The organism is Hyphomicrobium sp., assembly GCF_041659645.1.
Classification (GTDB): domain Bacteria; phylum Pseudomonadota; class Alphaproteobacteria; order Rhizobiales; family Hyphomicrobiaceae; genus Hyphomicrobium_B.
In genome coordinates this window covers 487,498-503,621 of record NZ_JBAZXX010000001.1, presented here as the reverse complement: position 1 = coordinate 503,621, position 16,124 = coordinate 487,498, and the positions used below count along the sequence as shown (strand labels likewise).

The following is a 16,124-nucleotide window of genomic DNA, read 5'->3' as shown; positions in this document are numbered from 1 at the left end:
AATTTTACCCCTCGTCGTCATCGTCCCCAGGTGGCCTGCGCTGATCCGCCGACGTCGCGTTGTCGCCCTCATCTTCCTCACGCCCCGCGACGGCGTAGCTGCCCGTAAACCACCGCGCGAGGTCGATGTTGGCGCAACGCTTCGAGCAGAACGGGCGATAAGCTTCGACCGCGGCTTTTCTGCAGATCGGGCAGCGCAGGGGCTTGGCTTCGGGAGGAGATGACGACATGACGGAACTCAATCGCGGTCGACTTCGGCGTACTTCAGCCAGTTATATTGGATCGGAAATTTCTCCGAATTGAGAAGCCCGACGACTTCTGTCAGCGGCAAGCCAACCACATTCGTGTAAGAGCCGATCAGCCGTTGGACGAAGCAACCGGCCAATCCCTGAATAGCGTATCCGCCGGCTTTACCGCGCCATTCGCGCGAGGCGATATAGGATTCAAGTTCCGCCTTGTTGATGTAGCGAAAGCGCACCCTCGTATCGACAATCTTCGTCCGCACCCGGTCATCCGGCGTGATCAAACACACGCATGTCTGAACCTTATGGGTTCGCCCCGACAAAAGTTGTAGGGACGCCATCGCCTCTTCGATATGCGTCGGCTTCATCAGGACCTTGCGGCCCATGGCGACGACCGTATCGGCGGCCAGAATGTAAGCGCCGGCCAGATCGGGGTCGTTGGCGATCTGAGTACGCGCCACTTCCGCCTTTGCTTTTGCCAGCCGGGAAACCAGCGCGCGCGGCATTTCCCCCCGCTTCGGTGTTTCGTCGATCGACGCGGGCCTGAGCGCATCCGGCGTGACACCGACCTGCGCTAGAAGCGTGACCCGGCGGGGACTCGCGCTCGCCAGGACCAACTGCGGTCGCTCAATGGCGGCGTTGGTTTCCGAGCGCTCCCGCGCCAGCGTGCGCCGCAGCGTTTCACGGCCGGGCGCTCCGGCCCTGGCGAAGACGGGCAATAAACTGCTCATGAGGGTCGTTATCATAACCGTGACCACAGGGGATAGAACAAGGGCGACACACGCTGCGCGGACAATGACGTAGGCAGTGCACCCTTAGCAAGACCTACACGCGTTGCAGCGGCGATGAAAACAGGGCATGAATACCGCATTCTTTCACAGACTTTCACAGAATTGATGGCGGCAATGGCTCTGAAATCAGACCCGGCAGATATACTCGCACGAACGCCGCTTTTCGGCACGCTCGACGAGCCAAGCCGAAAGGCCGTCGCCAACGAGCTGCGCGAAGCCGCTTATGAGCCGGGCCAGATCATCTTTTCGCGCGGTCAGGCCGGTTCCGAACTCCATATCGGCACCAAAGGCCGCGTCAGGCTTTCCGTGCTGACGGCCGACGGCCGCGAGCTGTCCTTCGCGCACGTCGAGGCGCCTTCGATATTTGGCGAATTGGCGGTCTTCGACGGCCGCCCGCGTTCCGCTGACGCGACCGCCGTCAACAAGGTCGAAACACTGATGCTGTCGAAAGCCGCTTTCGTCCGGCTGCTCGCGACGCAACCCGCCGTCGGGGAGGCTGCGGTGCGCTTTCTCGCCGGACGCCTGCGCGACGCCGACGAGCAGCTCGAAGCGATCGCCTTGCATCCGATCGAGGCGCGCCTCGCGCGCTTTTTCCTTGCCGCGGTCCGCCAGAAAGATCCCGCAGGCAAAGCCGAGTCGGTTTCACTTCCATTGCCCATTTCACAAAGCGAGCTTGCCCTGCTCGTCGGTGCCAGCCGTCCGAAAGTCAACGCCGCGTTAGGCATGCTTGAATCGGAAGGCGCCATCGAACGCCGAGGCCAGCTCGTCGTGTGCAACATCGCGGCATTGAGCGGCATCGGCCGTCTCGACGACAAGGAATAGCCGCCGTTGCGCCATTCGCCGGACCAAGCGCATGACGATCGTTGATCGGCTAAAGCCGCGTGCCCTGCAAGCGTTGGCTATCGCCTACGCCGGAAAGGCATTGCATGGTTTGCGCGGGTTTATCCGCGGAATTTCCAACCTCGGCATCGGAGGCTATCCGCCGGACATCCAGCGCCGCCTTAAGATCGTGAACGTCTTTTCTGCGCTCGTCGTCGTGACGACCTGCATCTACGCGGCCCAGTTATTGGCCTCGGGCAATAAGGAAATGCTTCCCGCCGTTTACATCAATCTCGGCGTCGCGCTGCTCGTCTCGCTCGTGCCCTTCATGCATCGCTTCAACGAGATCGCTGGCGGTCTTCTGCTGGTCGTCGCCGAATTTTCCGCCCTTATCGGATTCACGGCTTTCTTCGGCAGAATGGGCGGCGCACCTTTGCAATACGTCATTGCCGCGGCCGCTCCGTTCGTCATTTTCGAAGCACGCCGCTTCTGGCTCATCATCGCCATCGTCTCGCTCGCGATGGTATTGCACCTGTTCACGTGGTTCACGTTTCCGATCGAGGCCGCGCAGTTCCGCGCCGACGACAAAACTCTCAACTCACTCTACGTGCAGGGGGCCGTCACCACATTCGGGTTGATCGCGGCCTGCGTCTATTACGCTTTTAATCTGTTCGAGCGCGCCAAAGCCGAAACCGAGACGGTGTTGCGAAACGTGCTTCCCGACAGCGTCGTCGAACGCCTCAAGGCAGCGCCGGGCGAAACCATAGCCGACGGCTTTTCCGACGCTTCGGTAATGTTCGCGGACATCACTGGATTCGTCAGCCTGGCGCGTGCACTCGGACCCGAAAAGACCGTGGCGCTTCTCAACGCGCTCGTCAGCGCCTTCGACGAAATTGCGGACCGTCACGGCGTCGAGAAAATCAAGACGATCGGTGACGCCTACATGGTTGCGTCCGGAGTTCCCATTCCGCGCAAGGACCATGTTCGGGCACTGGCCACGATGGCGCTCGATTTGGTCGAAGCGGTCCAACGTGTTAGCGCGGACGAGAAAATTGCGATCAGCGTCCGCGTCGGAATGGCGTCGGGCCCGATGATGGCCGGTGTCATCGGCAAGAATAAATTCAGCTATGACGTCTGGGGCGACCCGGTCAATCTTGCGAGCCGGCTCGAGCAATCGAGCAAGCCGGGCTTCATCGCGATCTGCCCTGGGTGCGCAAGCGCGTTGCAGGACGCGTTCGTCCTCGAGTCGCGCGGATCGATCGAGATCAAAGGCGTGGGCCAGCAGGAATCCTGGTATCTGATCGGCCGCAAATGAGCGCACCGATCATCCGTTGATGCTTCATCCCTTCCAGTGCAGCGAGCACACCAAGGTGAAAAGCCGCCGCGATGTATCGTCATCGACAATGATCTTCGGCAGCAGCTTCTCTTTCAGAAGCACGCTGCCCTCATCGTGAAGCGCCCGTCGGCTGACATCGATCGCCTGAATGCGTGCCGGCGGCGCCGTTCTGACCGCTTCGTAGTAAGACTCGCAGATCATGAAATAATCTTTGACGATCCGTTTGAGCGGCGTCAGCGCCACGCCTTGCTCGACCGGCTCACCGCCCGAAACACTATCCGACGGGCTAATCGTGAGCAGCAGACGCTCGTCAACCAGCGAAAGATTGAGCTTGTAGGGTCCCGCATCCACGCCATCGACGCGAAACGCGTTCCCGTCCAGGATATCGAAAATCGCGACTTCGCGTTCATGTTCGATATTCGAACTCGTGCGCCCGAGCGATTTCGCATCGAGCGTGATTTCAATGAGGCGATCCCGGCTTTTCTCCGGTGCGTCGACGGATTGGTCCATCAGATTTCAACCTGCTTTTTCGAGCCGGATTTCGACGGAACGGCGGTGTCCTTCGAGCCCTTCCGAGCGGGCCAGCGTCATGGCGGCAGGACCGAGCTTCGCAAGAGCCGCGGCATCGAGCTTCAAAATCGATGTCCGCTTCATGAAGTCGAGCACGCCGAGCCCAGACGAAAACCGGGCGCTTCGTGCGGTCGGAAGAACGTGGTTCGAACCGGAAACGTAATCGCCGATAACTTCCGGCGTTACGCTGCCGATGAAAATCGCGCCTGCATTTCGGATGCGCTTTGCCAGAGCTTCTGCGTCCGCCGTCGCGATCTCCAAATGCTCCGCGGCGATACGATCGGCCAGCGGCACGGCTTCATCGAGCGACCCTAGAATGATCGTCGCGCCGTAAGTGTTCCAGCTCTCACCCGCGATATTTCCACGCGGCAGCGCCGCCAACTGGTGTCCGACGGCCCTCTCGACGGCCAATGCAAAGTCGACGTCGTCCGTCATCAGGATCGATTGCGCGGCGGTGTCATGCTCGGCTTGCGCCAGAAGATCCGAAGCGATCCACTCGGGATTATTCTCTTTATCCGCGATCACCAGGACTTCCGACGGCCCAGCGATGGAATCGATGCCGACCACTCCGAACACTTGCCGCTTCGCAGCCGCGACGTAGGCATTGCCCGGGCCGACGATCTTCACCACCGGCTTGATCGTCTCGGTGCCATACGCAAGCGCCGCGATGGCCTGCGCCCCGCCGACGCGATAGATCTCCGACACGCCCGCGATCTTCGCGGCCGCAAGCACGAGCGGGTTAAGATCGCCGCTCGGCGACGGCACCACCATGACGATGCGCGGCACACCAGCAACCTTCGCCGGCACCGCATTCATCAGAACCGAACTCGGATACGACGCAAGACCGCCCGGAACATAAAGCCCGACGGACTCGACCGCAGTCCAGCGATGCCCAAGCTCGACACCCGCAGCATCGGTGTAACGATCGTCCGACGGCAGTTGTCGCTTGTGATGTTCCGCAATGCGGTCGCGCGCGAACACCAATGCATCGAGCGTTTCTTTCGAGCACGCAGCATACGCTGCATCGACCTCGGCGGCGCTGATCGCAATGCCAACGCTCTTGAGATCGAGCCTGTCGAATTTCTGTGTCAGGTCGATCAACGCCGCATCGCCCCGCGCGCGCACGTCGCTAATGATCACGCGCACGGCGGTGTCGACATCGACCGACACTTCGCGCTTCAAGCCGAGAAGCTCAACGAATCGCGTTTCGAAATCTTTATCGTTGCTCTTGAGCCGCATGGTCATCGGCAATCAGTCCTCGGGAAGCGATCGAAGCGTACTCAGCTTGCGTCCTCGGGATGCTCAGGCGAGCGTTTGGCCGCCCACGCCGCCCCAAGGTCTTTCAATTCGATCTCGATACATTCGACGCCCAGCCGAATGGCCGCGCCACCGGAAAATGTCAACGTGACATTGCCTTCGGGCGAATCCGTGCCGCCCGTCGGCTCAAATGTCACGGCCAAGAGCGCCAGCGCCGCTCTCTTATCCGCGAAATCGAAGCCTTGCATCTTCGCCGAGTTCACGCGCTCGAAACGAACCCCGGCTCTGCGGCGTTCGTAGCCGGCATCGCCGCCTCGTTTGGGCGTCTGCGCCCCATCCAAAGCGTTCGCCCAATCGAAACGATTGGCGATCGCCACGAAGCGCTTTTCCTTCGGCAGATATGTCATCTCGCCGACCCGCAAAACGGCATCCTGCAAATGCGCCGAAACGACTTCGAGATCTTCCGTATCGAAGGCAATGAGCTTGAGGTCCGGCATCGGTATCGAATGTCTCCGCGGGCAAGCGGCCAGCTTGAAGTGCCGAGTGATACAAAGAGGCGCCGAAACCTGCAACGGCAACGGTCAAAACCCCCGCAGTCAGCCGCTGCTCAGCCGCTCGATCTCGGCTCCGCACCCGCTGAGTTTCCGTTCAAGCTGCTCGAAACCACGATCCAGATGGTAAACGCGGTTGATAATCGTCTCGCCTTCCCCCGCGAGCCCCGCGATCACCAACGAGACCGAAGCCCGAAGATCGGTCGCCATGACCGGCGCGCCTTTGAGCGTTTTCACGCCTTTGATCGTCGCCGTATCGCCGTGAAGATGAATATCGGCTCCGAGCCGAACCAGCTCCTGCACATGCATGAAGCGATTTTCGAAGATCGTCTCGCGAATGACGCTCGTTCCCGATGCGCGGGTCAGGAGCGCCATGAGTTGCGCCTGCAGGTCGGTCGGAAATCCGGGGAACGGCTGCGTCTCGACCGAGATCGGCGCGATCCCGCCTCCGTTCCGCACAACCCGCACGCCCGTCGCCGTGGCTTCGACGGAAGTCCCGGTTTCCGCAAGAACGTCCATCGCGGTCTTCAGATCATGAAGCTGCGCGCCTTCGAGCGTCACGTCTCCGCCGGTCGCCGCAACAGCCATCGCGAAGGTGCCGGTTTCAATGCGATCGGGCAGTACCGTATGAATGGCGCCTTCGAGCCGGTCGCGCCCCTGAATGCGGAGAATGGACGTGCCTATTCCCTCGACTTTCGCGCCCATTTTCGTAAGGCAGGTTGCGACATCGCCGATTTCGGGTTCGCGCGCCGCGTTTTCGATCACCGTCTCGCCCTTAGCCAGAGCGGCGGCCAGCAAGACATTGTGCGTCGCCCCGACCGATACCTTCGGAAACACGATACGCGCGCCGCGCAGCCCCTTCGGCGCCCTGGCGACGACATAGCCGCTGTCGATATCGATCTCGGCGCCGAGTTCTTTGAGGCCCATCAGATGCAGATCGACCGGCCGCGTTCCGATAGCGCAACCGCCCGGCAACGATACCTTCGCTTGCCCCATCCGCGCGATGAGCGGCCCGAGCACCCAGAAGCTCGCGCGCATCCGCGAAACCATCTCATAGGGCGCAGTCGTGTCGACGATATCGCGGGCCGTAAGATGGATCGTATCGCCGAGATGCGTCGCCGGTCCCGGGCGCTTGCCGTCAACGGCCAAGTCGACGCCGTGATTGCGCAAAATCCGAACCAGAAGATTGACGTCCGCGAGATTGGGAACATTCTTGAGCGTCAGCCGATCTTCCGTCAGGAGGCTCGCGATCAGCAGCGGCAGCGCCGCGTTCTTGGCGCCTGAAATCGGAATAGTCCCGCGAAGTGACTGGCCACCGACAATTCTTATCCGATCCATGAATTCCAACCGTCTCCATGTGGGAAAAACGCACGAATCGGCCACCTGACCCGAACCCGCGTGAATATCCGTTGCGCATGACTCTCGGCAAGCTGCTTTTCGAGTTGCCGCGAGCCTAGCCCTCGTCATTGTCCGATGAAGTGCCGCCGTGCCCGTCCTCGTCCCCTTTGTGACGGCGCGCCGCAGCCTTGCGACGTTTCAGATTGGCCCGCAACTCTTCCGCGAGGCGCGCCTTGCGTTTCGCTTGCGCCGCGGACAGCTCCGTTCCCGAATTTGCGGGCGGTTTTTGCGGCAAATCCCCGGTCATCGGCTCTTTGCGCACCCCGGATTATGTCGCAGAACTCGCATCTTCGTGCTCCACCGTCTTTCGGTTGGTAGCTTGGCTTTCCGGCTTGCTCGCCGTCAAGCCTTGTGGCAGTGTCCGCCCGCCCGAAGCAGGAGCATTTCCGCCTCGCCATTTGGCGTGCGTAAGTCTCCAACGTGACAAGGCCTTCAGCTGCCGTAGCTCAGTGGTAGAGCACTCCCTTGGTAAGGGAGAGGTCGAGAGTTCAATCCCCTCCGGCAGCACCATCAAAAAACACGCCGCCCGACACCAACGGCGGTCAGGCATCCCCCCAAAAAAATAGCGCCCCGCGAATGGAGCGCTAAAAGTGCGAAGAACAGATCATGCCTTCTGGCGGGCACTTATTTGATCGCCGCTATGATCTCTAGCGCATGAATTGGTTGACGAAGTCCGCGCCGAGGCCAACGGCCTCGTAGTGCTTGCGGCAAGCTTCGATGAGCTGGAAGTTGTCCTCGACAAGAGTGACCTTGTCCTCGTCGTCGATATAGAGCGTCGGCCCTTGAATGAAAAAGACGGTCTGCATCTCATCGCCCGCGTCACACGTGAGCGTGTGGGTCTCTCCCGGCGGTTCCAACACATACGAACCCTCGGTCGCTCTCCATGTATGTTCGAGATACCGCCAGCTTCCCTTCAGCACATAGCCATGCACCGGCGACGGATGGCGATGTCGCGATAACACGCCGCCTTTCTTCACCCTGAGAACCTCTCCGTGAGCGCCCGCGCTCATATCGAAAAAGAGCGGGCGAAACCAGACATTGGGCTCAAGCAACACCCAGATCCGCTCGTCGGTCGGAGGCGGCACGACGAGTTCGGGGATCATCCCGAGATGACCCAACGCTGGAGGATCGAACAAGGTGTAGCCGGGCTTAACCGGAGTTATGAGTGTCATCGCAAAGACCTCCTAGGCAGAACGCGGAGCGGCGGGGATGATGGGATGAAACTCGCCGCGGAAGTACACGAGTGGATTGCCGTCCCGCGCGCGGCGGAGCTTGGCGACTTCCCCGACGACGATCTCGTGATCGCCTCCGTCGTATGTCGCCCATAGACGGCACTCGAAACTCGCGATCGCATCCGGCAGCACAGGACAGCCGAGACATCCGCTGTACCATTCGAGGCCCTCGAAACGATCCGCGACCGGAGCCGCAAACCGCTTGGCCAGTTCGGCATGATCGTGGCGGAGGACGTTGACGCAGAAACTTCCGCTGTCCTTCACTAAGCCGATACTCGCAGCGCCTTTTCGAATGCTGTAGAGAACCAGCGGCGGCGTCAGGCTGACCGGCTGGAAGGACGACGCGGTGAGCCCGAAGCGCGTCCCCGCAGGTGTGGTTCCCGTGATGATCGTAATGCCGGTTGCAAAGCAGCCCAGAGCCTGCCGGAGATCGACCGGATCGTCGGGCGTAACCCAATCCTGGACGGCCATCATCATTCCGCGGCAGCCCTTTTCGTCTGAAGGTCCGTTGAAAGCTTCTCGATGATCCGCCTCTTGCCCGCCTCGTCGAGTTTTTCGAGCTCATTCATCAGAACGGGCTCATCGACCTTCTGATTCCACCAGTCGATGGCTTCGGAACCGAACAGACCCCACTTGCCGACGAGCTGCGCGGTGACCTCGTTGGAAGGCGCCATGATCCAGCCGGCCTTCGAATCCCGCACCAACCGTTCCAGTTCAAGATCGCGCATGTAGCCCCGGCCACCACAGGCCTGCAGCATCTTGTCGGACACCTCGAAGGAGAACCGCGTCGAAAGAAATTTCGCCTTGAAGCACCAGAGCGAAAAGCGGGCGCGCGGCATCACCTTCGGATCTTCGTAGTACATGTCCCAACGGCCGCCGCCGGTCGCGTCGTCCAATGCCTTTGCAACGGAATAGGCATAGAGCCGCGAGGCTTGACCATCCATGATCGCCCGGCCAAACGTGTCCTGGATTGTCGGATAGTCCGCGACGCGACGTCCGTATTGAACGTGCGCCTTGCGCGTCACATGCTTTTTCGCGACGTCGATGCACGCCAGCCCGATGCCGTTATAAGATCCCGCATAGATCAGCATCGCCAACGGATCGATGGCTTCATCATTCGACATCGCCCCGTCGCCGGGCCAGCCAACGATACGATCCAGCGGAATGACCGTGTCGATCTCGACGGGGCCGGACTGATTGCCGTGCATCCCCATCGCGTCCCACTTTCCGGCGGAACCCTTCACTTCGTCTTTGTAAAAAAGGAAGACGGAAAGATTTCCGTAATTGCCGTCGAAGTCCGGGCTCGTCGTTTGCGAGATGTACCAATCGGCGTAGCCAGACGATGTCGTCCACGCGGCCTTCTTATGAACGTGCCAGCCGTCTTCGACGCGCTTCGCGCCCGACGTCTTCGGATACCAGAAATGACCGCCGGTCTCAGGATCGGTGTACGACGCCGTGCCGACCAGACAATCGCTGTCGATCCGGCGCAGAAGCTTCTCGATCTCCGCGTTGCCTTTCGCGCGATACACGAGACCCGCAACGGCAACCATGTGCATCATGTAGATGAGAGCCGTCGACGGACAGCCATATCGCGCGATCGTTTCCGCGATCATCACGATGCCGACGTGATTTTCGCCTCTCGCGCCGTACTCCTTTGGCACGATCGCCGCCAGAAGACGAAGCTTGGCGAGCGCTTCGAGATTGGCACGCGGATAAGCGTTCGTCTTATCGCATTCGATGGCATTCGGTCGCAGAACGTCGTGACAGACCGCGATCAGTTCGCGACGAAGATCCTTTTGATCATCCGTCAAAAACCAATCCGGATCGAATTCCGCGTCCAGCCCGTAGTAAGGGGCGTCACCCCACATTGTCGTCATAAGCGATCTCCAGCGAGCGGCTACACCGCACGTTTCGCGAGATCATTGAGCCCGGCCGAACGAACCGTCTCTCGGAATATTGCTGATTTTCGTCAGGAAATCGCGCGGCGGCGCCATTCGCGCGGCGGCATACCGACATGGTCCAGGAAGACCTGGCCGAAATGGCTCTGGCTATCGAAGCCCACCAGCGCAGCCACGTCGATAATCGTCATATTGCGTTTCACAAGCAGTTGCTTGGCGCGTTCGATGCGCAGGCCGACCAGCCATCGATGAGGGGTCTTCCCGACGGCAGCCTTGAACGCGCGCACGAAATGAAAGCGGCTTAGCCCGGCCGCGCCCGCAAGATCGTCCAGCGAAATGTCTTCCGCCAGCCGATCTTCGATAAGCGCAAGAACACGTCGCAACTGACGGGCCGTCAGCGCCCCGTGATTGCCCGCAACATCTTTTGAGTTGTCTTCGCAATGACGCAGCAGAATCCGGCGCGCCAGAAGATCGGCTGCCATATCGAAGAAAATCGTCGAGATTCTGCCGAAACGCGTCATTTCCTCTGTCAGCGCCAAAATCGTATGCCGCAGGCTCATGTCCGTGAACGCCATGCGATCGGAAATCTCTGCGCGGCCATTGCCGGAATCTGCAGCGACATTCTTTAGAAAATCAGCGTGCAAGAAGACGTGGGCTTCTTCTGTCGGCTGATCCCACCGCCAGATGTTACTGCGCCCCGCGGCCATGATCATGGATTGGCCAGGGAGCACACGGGCCTTGACCTTTGTCCCGCCAAGCCGCGCCTCAATCCGCAACGGTCCGCCGAGCGTGACTGAAATATAGTGGAATGGCAGTTCGGGAGCCTCGACCTCGTCGGCCAGTCCGTCGAAACGATAATGACCGACGGCAAGAACCGGCGACGCGGCAAAGCAATGCTGCGTCACAGGACTTCCGCCGAGCCGGCCGATCCAGGCCCTCGCCGACAGAATGTCGGGATTTACATCACCGGACGAGCCAGGGCTGTCGCATAATTTCAGCATAGCGAAATTATGACCCACAAATTTCGCATGACAAGCCAAAATTTTCAGCACGCCTGATTAAAAAGCAGGATTGGACGTGCGTGACGACCCGGACGTGCGGCGATGGTTGGCGCGCAAGCACGAGCGGGCCGCACCGGATATGGCGGACCCGCAAGGCAAATCGAAGACGTGCATCGTGGAGGAGGCAGAAACCCGACCGGCGCTTAAACCGTTTTGCAGGTCCAGACGACGAGGTCGGTAACGACCTTATCGAAAGCCTGGTTCAGGGCGGCCGAAACGCTCGCTTGATCGGTTATCGTTGCGGGCACGCTGACGTCAAAAAGCCGCGCGCCGAGAATCTCGCCATTTTCCCCAACGATCTTCGCCGAGAATGAAATCTCCGCGGTCGGCGATTCAGAAGTCACAATCTGAAAGCTGCGCAAATCGACGAGCAACTGATAATCGACCTTTAGGCCGTCCGGCTGCCGGCCAAGCACCTTCAGATAACCGGCATTCTCGAAGCTTTGAACAATCCGCGATTGCACAACCCGGCTTAAAGTGTCCGGCCACTTGGCCTGAAATGCCGTCGATCGGTCTCCCGCCGGCGTGACGATGGCGACCTCGTCGTTGAAAACGCTGCCGACGACATCCGGCTCCGGAAACACGAGTTGGCCAGTCGGAATTTTTGCAATCGGCGGAAATGTCCGGACCGGATTCAAATCGATCATGGTTGCGGAGCTTTTCGCCTTTCCGCTGCCCGTCATGCGTTCGAGACCTGCGAGGATTCCATCCACGCGATCGGAATTGCGCGCAAGAACGCCGGAGAAGGTGTTGATGTTTGCGATCAGTGTCTTCAGCGGCTCTTTGTTGTCGTTCACGATCCCGTCGATATCGTGAAGGACGCTTCTCGCGGCCTCCGTCATGTTCTGTCCCGCATCGGGATCGGATGGTAGCAACGGCGGTTGATTGTCGTTGGATTTTGCGGGCGAAGCATTCGCCGCTCCGCCGCGCAACGAAAGCACCGGCGAACTCGTCAAACCCTGAAACTCGATACCCGCTTTGGTGTCGGACCGGACCGGTGTCGAACTGTCGACGGACAAAGTCGCGGTGACAAGCTTGGGATTATCCGAACTGAGTTCAAGGGCCACGATTTCCCCGACTCGGATGCCGTTGAAGAGTACGGCAGAGCCTTTCAGCAGTCCGGACACCGTATTTTCAAAACGAGCCTGATACCGCGTTTGTTGCCTGAGCCCACCCGCGTGATTCAACCAATAGACGAACGCGAAAGCCGCCGCGGCGGTCGCAAGCGTGAACAAACCGATCAGAGTATAGCGAGCGCGAATTTCCATATCGGTGCCTCAACCAGGTAAAGGTTCGTGTGAATGTTCAAGAAGACGCCCGCGCTCGCCGCGGAAGTAGGATTTGACCCACGGGTGTTCGCTGGCCAGCATCGTGGACATTGGGCCGTCCGCCACGATTTTCCCTTGCGCGAGCACGGCGATCCGGTCGCAAACCGCGTGCAGGCTGTTCAAATCGTGAGTGATCATAAAGACGGTCAGGCCCAGTGTTTGTTGCAGCGTCCGGATCAGAGCGTCGAAATCGCCGGCCGAAATGGGATCGAGGCCCGAGGTCGGCTCATCGAGAAAAACGACTTCAGGATCGAGCGAGAGCGCACGCGCCATTGCTACGCGTTTTGTCATGCCGCCTGAGAGTTCGGAAGGAAGTTTGTTCGCGTCCTGCCGCGAAAGCCCGACCATTGCAAGCTTCGTCGCCGCGATCTCGTCAAGCAGATGCTCCGGCAAATGCAGAAATTCTCGCATCGGAAATTGGACGTTCTGCAGAACCGTGAGCGACGAAAACAACGCGCCGTTCTGAAAGAGTACGCCCCAACGCCGTTGCAGAGCGCGACGCGGACCGTCGTCGAGACCATCGAGATTTTGCCCGAAGACCTCGATGGTGCCCGAGCGCTTCGGCAACAACCCGATGATCGTGCGAAGAAGCACGGATTTGCCACTTCCCGATCCGCCGACCAAGCCGAGAATTTCGCCCGACCTGACGTCCAGGGATAGGCGATCGAGAACGTTGCGGTCGCGAAACCCGACGATCAAATCACGGACGCTGATGACGGGTTGCGTGCTGGCTTCTTGCATGTCCTCACATTCCGATCGAAGCAAAAAACACCGCAAACAGACCGTCGAGGACAATCACGAGAAAAATCGACGTGACGACGGATGAGGTTGTCCGCAAGCCGAGCGACTCCGCGCTGCCCCCAACTTTGAGACCTTCCGTGCAGGCGACGATGCCGATGACCAACGCCATAAACGGCGCTTTGATCATCCCGACCTTGAAATGCGTGAGCGAGATCGCTTCCTTCAGCCGGGCGACGAATATTTCGGGACTCATGCCGCCATAGAGCCACGCAACCAGTTCGCCGCCATAGAGCGCCGACATCGCCCCGATGAACGTCAGGATGGGCAAGCCGATGACCAGAGCGATGACGCGCGGCAGAATGAGAACATCCACGGGATCGAAGCCCATCGTCCGCAACGCGTCGATCTCCTCGCGCATCTTCATCGAACCGAGCTCGGCGGTGTATGAGCTTCCTGATCTGCCCGCGACCATGATGGCGACGATCAGAACGCCGATTTCGCGAAGAACGAGAATCCCGACCATGTCGACGACGTAGTCGTCAGCGCCGAATTTCCGGAAATGGAAAAAACCCTGCTGCGCGATGATGCTTCCGATCAGAAATGTGATCAGTATGATGATCGGTATCGCCTGCCACGCCACGCGATCGAGTTGATTGACGGTCGATGTCAGCCGGAAGGTCGAAGGCTTCGCGATGGCGCGGAACGCAGCCGCGCAAACCGCCCCGAGCATGTTCAAAAGCAAGAGCAGACTTTGCCACGCAGCAACCACGGCCGCGCCGATGGCCGCGAGACCGGTAAAGGCGAAGCGAGGTTCTTGGTGCCCGCCGAAACGCTCACTCGTCTGCTGTACAGCCGAGAACAATTCGCCGTAGCGAGCGGAAAGTCCGACGATCGTCAGCTCACGTCCCTTCGCCTTCATCTCTCTCGCCAAGCGAGACAGCTGCCAAGCGCCGAAAGTATCGAAAGCCGTCACACCACCCATGTCTATGGACGCCGCCGGGCGTTGATCGGCGTCGGCCAGAAAGGCGCCAATCAAGCGGTCAAGCTTATCCGCGTTCGGCGCCGTCCAAAGGTTCGACGCGATCATCTCCGTCGATGACGGTTGCTTCGACACGGTCAGAAGAGGCGGAGAAGAAACGTCACTGTCCACAATTGGCGTCCTGATCCGGGAATGGTCAAATGTGGAAATCGTGAAGAGCGGTAAAGGCTCTGAACAGGACGCGGGGATCGAATTCGCCCTTGTAGACCGATGGTGGCCCGCAATCGAGATCAAACAACTTCGCAACAACCGATTGCGCCGACCGGATGGAATATTCGACCGTAAACACGACGTCATCTGGCAATTCGACAAACTGTCCGACGAAGCCAAGACGCCGCCATCCTTCAGGCACGGGATTTGGCCGGTCCCCTTTTTCGCGCCGCAAGAATTGACTTGTGATGAAAGGCATCATGCAGGGTATCGTGGTGGAACTTTCGAGAATGCGCGCCGCCTCGGAACCAATTCCAAGATGGCCCAAAACTTCCGTCAACAGTTCGGCGCCCGAACAGGCCGCCATCGGTTTATCGACGAAGTCGCCGCGCTTATCGACATAGAGCCCGTAACCCCAAAAGACATTCACGCCCTCAGGCTGGCCGGTGAAATGCGGCTGATGCGGCAGTACGATCGACATCAGCCAGCTCGAATCGGCGAACGTGATCAATCCGCCTTCGCCCGGCACGTTGCCGGTAAAATTGCGGACGATGTCGAAGAAAGCCGGGTCACGTTGTGTTGTCGTGAACGACAGCCATTTAGAATCGTCGATGTGGTCGTCGAACGCGGACGGATTACCGAATTCCGGTTTGCCATCGGCGATCTTCTCCCACAATTCCCAGGCGCTTCCCTCGCGCTTTCCGTTGAGCATGGCCGCCGTCGCATTCGTGCCGACGCTCGATGAATCGGTCATCGAGCCCAACGTAACTATCACATAGTCTTCGGTACCGATTGCAATCTCGTCTGTCCGCCCACCTACATTGACGACAATGCTTTCGACGGATTTTCCGCCGCTGCTTTTGCTGAAATTCACATCCGTGACCTTGGCGCCGAAAATGGTCGATACACCACGCTCATCCAACCAAGCCTTGAGCGGACGTACCAGGGAGTCATATTGGTTGTAGTAGGTTCGCATAATCCCTTTGAGCCGATTGAACCCGTCGACCATATGCACGAAGCGCACGAGATAGCGCTTGAACTCGGCAGCGCTATGCCAGGGCTGAAATGCAAAGGTCGTGCACCACATCAGCCAGAAGTTCGTCTCGAAAAACGCAGCATCGAAGTGATCTTCGATGCTGCTTCGCCCGAGGCGCTCCTCGGGTTCCAAGGCCAATCGCTCCAACGTGAGGATGTGTCTTTCAGCGAGACCAAAATCGGGGCCGTCGATTTTATGCCCGTGACGCACGAGCCTGGATTTCGATCCCGTCTTCAGAACCTCGTTCCATTGCAAGATCTCTTGCGTAACGGTCTGGCTCTTATCGAGCGTCGGGATAGAGGAGAACAGATCATACGTGCATTGATACTTACTCTCCATCATGCGTCCACCGCGAACCAAATAGCCGTCCTTCGCCGACCCGGAGCCGTCGAGGCTGCCGCCAAGACGATCGAGTTCTTCCAGGATCGTAATGTTTTGCCCAGAAACACCGGCATCGCGGATCAGGAACGCCGCGGCGGCCAGTGAAGCAATGCCGCCACCAACGAGATAAACCTTGGTGTTGCTGCGGTCGGGGCGCGGATGATCGCCCTCTTCGTCTGCGAGTTGGCGCGAGGTCGTAACCATGAAACCACCTGCTCTCGTCATTGAATCCAGAGAGGGCGACCGCACCGAAAAAATTGGGAAGCCCGATGACGCTCAATAGCATCTGGACTTT

General features: G+C 59.5%; 17 protein-coding genes and 1 tRNA gene. 3 read left to right on the top strand and 15 right to left on the bottom strand.

Translation table 11 applies throughout. The features are described 5' to 3' along the window. Positions 1-4: 4 nt before the first annotated feature. Both WC811_RS02285 and WC811_RS02280 read right to left on the bottom strand, forming a co-directional pair. Positions 5-229 carry a DNA gyrase inhibitor YacG gene (locus WC811_RS02285; protein WP_372640497.1) on the bottom strand — a complete coding sequence of 75 codons (225 nt, stop codon included), beginning with the start codon at positions 227-229 and terminating at the stop codon, positions 5-7. An 8-nt stretch (positions 230-237) separates the two neighbouring features. Continuing rightward, on the bottom strand, positions 238-972 hold the full coding sequence (locus WC811_RS02280; protein ID WP_372640495.1) for a Maf family nucleotide pyrophosphatase: 735 nt from the start codon (positions 970-972) through the stop codon (positions 238-240). A 174-nt stretch (positions 973-1,146) separates the two neighbouring features. Here WC811_RS02280 and WC811_RS02275 point away from each other — a divergent pair, with 174 nt between their 5' ends. Together WC811_RS02275 and WC811_RS02270 are read left to right on the top strand one after the other, a co-directional pair. Further along, a complete protein-coding gene (locus WC811_RS02275) occupies positions 1,147-1,854 on the top strand; it encodes a Crp/Fnr family transcriptional regulator (RefSeq protein ID WP_372640492.1) in 708 nt (235 codons plus the stop codon). Between the two features lie 31 nt (positions 1,855-1,885). Further along, complete coding sequence (locus tag WC811_RS02270; RefSeq protein WP_372640489.1) at positions 1,886-3,166, top strand: adenylate/guanylate cyclase domain-containing protein; 1,281 nt, start codon at positions 1,886-1,888, stop codon at positions 3,164-3,166. A gap of 24 nt (positions 3,167-3,190) precedes the next feature. Here the strand turns inward: WC811_RS02270 and WC811_RS02265 are convergent, their stop codons facing one another. The 5 genes from WC811_RS02265 to WC811_RS02245 form a co-directional block, all read right to left on the bottom strand. After that, complete coding sequence (locus WC811_RS02265) at positions 3,191-3,697, bottom strand: UPF0262 family protein (RefSeq protein ID WP_372640487.1); 507 nt, start codon at positions 3,695-3,697, stop codon at positions 3,191-3,193. Between the two features lie 6 nt (positions 3,698-3,703). After that, positions 3,704-5,002 carry a histidinol dehydrogenase gene (gene hisD / locus WC811_RS02260; RefSeq protein ID WP_372640484.1) on the bottom strand — a complete coding sequence of 433 codons (1,299 nt, stop codon included), beginning with the start codon at positions 5,000-5,002 and terminating at the stop codon, positions 3,704-3,706. Positions 5,003-5,037: 35 nt separating this feature from the next. Continuing rightward, a complete protein-coding gene (locus WC811_RS02255) occupies positions 5,038-5,511 on the bottom strand; it encodes a DUF2948 family protein (RefSeq protein WP_372640482.1) in 474 nt (157 codons plus the stop codon). Between the two features lie 99 nt (positions 5,512-5,610). Continuing rightward, entirely contained in the window at positions 5,611-6,903 is a 1,293-nt protein-coding gene (murA, locus tag WC811_RS02250; protein WP_372640479.1) for a UDP-N-acetylglucosamine 1-carboxyvinyltransferase, read from the bottom strand. Between the two features lie 115 nt (positions 6,904-7,018). After that, positions 7,019-7,210: a hypothetical protein gene (locus WC811_RS02245; RefSeq protein WP_372640476.1), complete on the bottom strand. Its 192-nt coding sequence runs from the start codon at positions 7,208-7,210 to the stop codon at positions 7,019-7,021. A gap of 188 nt (positions 7,211-7,398) precedes the next feature. Between WC811_RS02245 and WC811_RS02240 the strand changes: the two genes are divergently transcribed. After that, positions 7,399-7,473, top strand: a tRNA-Thr gene (locus tag WC811_RS02240). A 137-nt stretch (positions 7,474-7,610) separates the two neighbouring features. On the opposite strand, the gene WC811_RS02235 is transcribed toward WC811_RS02240, so the two are convergent. The 8 genes from WC811_RS02235 to WC811_RS02200 all read right to left on the bottom strand — a co-directional run bounded on the left by WC811_RS02235 (position 7,611) and on the right by WC811_RS02200 (position 16,054). Further along, the gene (locus tag WC811_RS02235; RefSeq protein WP_372640474.1) at positions 7,611-8,135 is read right to left on the bottom strand and encodes a 2,4'-dihydroxyacetophenone dioxygenase family protein; all 525 of its coding nucleotides are present in this window, start codon (positions 8,133-8,135) and stop codon (positions 7,611-7,613) included. 12 nt (positions 8,136-8,147) lie between these two features. Further along, positions 8,148-8,672, bottom strand: coding sequence for a flavin reductase family protein (locus tag WC811_RS02230; protein ID WP_372640472.1), 525 nt, complete (start codon positions 8,670-8,672; stop codon positions 8,148-8,150). Beyond that, positions 8,669-10,072, bottom strand: coding sequence for an acyl-CoA dehydrogenase family protein (locus WC811_RS02225; protein WP_372640470.1), 1,404 nt, complete (start codon positions 10,070-10,072; stop codon positions 8,669-8,671). Before WC811_RS02225 ends, WC811_RS02230 begins: the two co-directional genes overlap by 4 nt. Before the next feature lie 92 nt (positions 10,073-10,164). Further along, complete coding sequence (locus WC811_RS02220) at positions 10,165-10,998, bottom strand: helix-turn-helix domain-containing protein (protein WP_372640468.1); 834 nt, start codon at positions 10,996-10,998, stop codon at positions 10,165-10,167. A gap of 299 nt (positions 10,999-11,297) precedes the next feature. Continuing rightward, on the bottom strand, positions 11,298-12,422 hold the full coding sequence (locus WC811_RS02215) for an MlaD family protein (protein WP_372640465.1): 1,125 nt from the start codon (positions 12,420-12,422) through the stop codon (positions 11,298-11,300). Between the two features lie 9 nt (positions 12,423-12,431). Next, on the bottom strand, positions 12,432-13,223 hold the full coding sequence (locus tag WC811_RS02210; RefSeq protein ID WP_372640462.1) for an ABC transporter ATP-binding protein: 792 nt from the start codon (positions 13,221-13,223) through the stop codon (positions 12,432-12,434). A 4-nt stretch (positions 13,224-13,227) separates the two neighbouring features. After that, a complete protein-coding gene (locus WC811_RS02205) occupies positions 13,228-14,373 on the bottom strand; it encodes an ABC transporter permease (RefSeq protein ID WP_372640459.1) in 1,146 nt (381 codons plus the stop codon). Between the two features lie 25 nt (positions 14,374-14,398). After that, positions 14,399-16,054, bottom strand: a complete 1,656-nt coding sequence (locus WC811_RS02200) for an oleate hydratase (protein WP_372640457.1) — start codon at positions 16,052-16,054, stop codon at positions 14,399-14,401. Between the last annotated feature and the right edge of the window lie 70 nt (positions 16,055-16,124).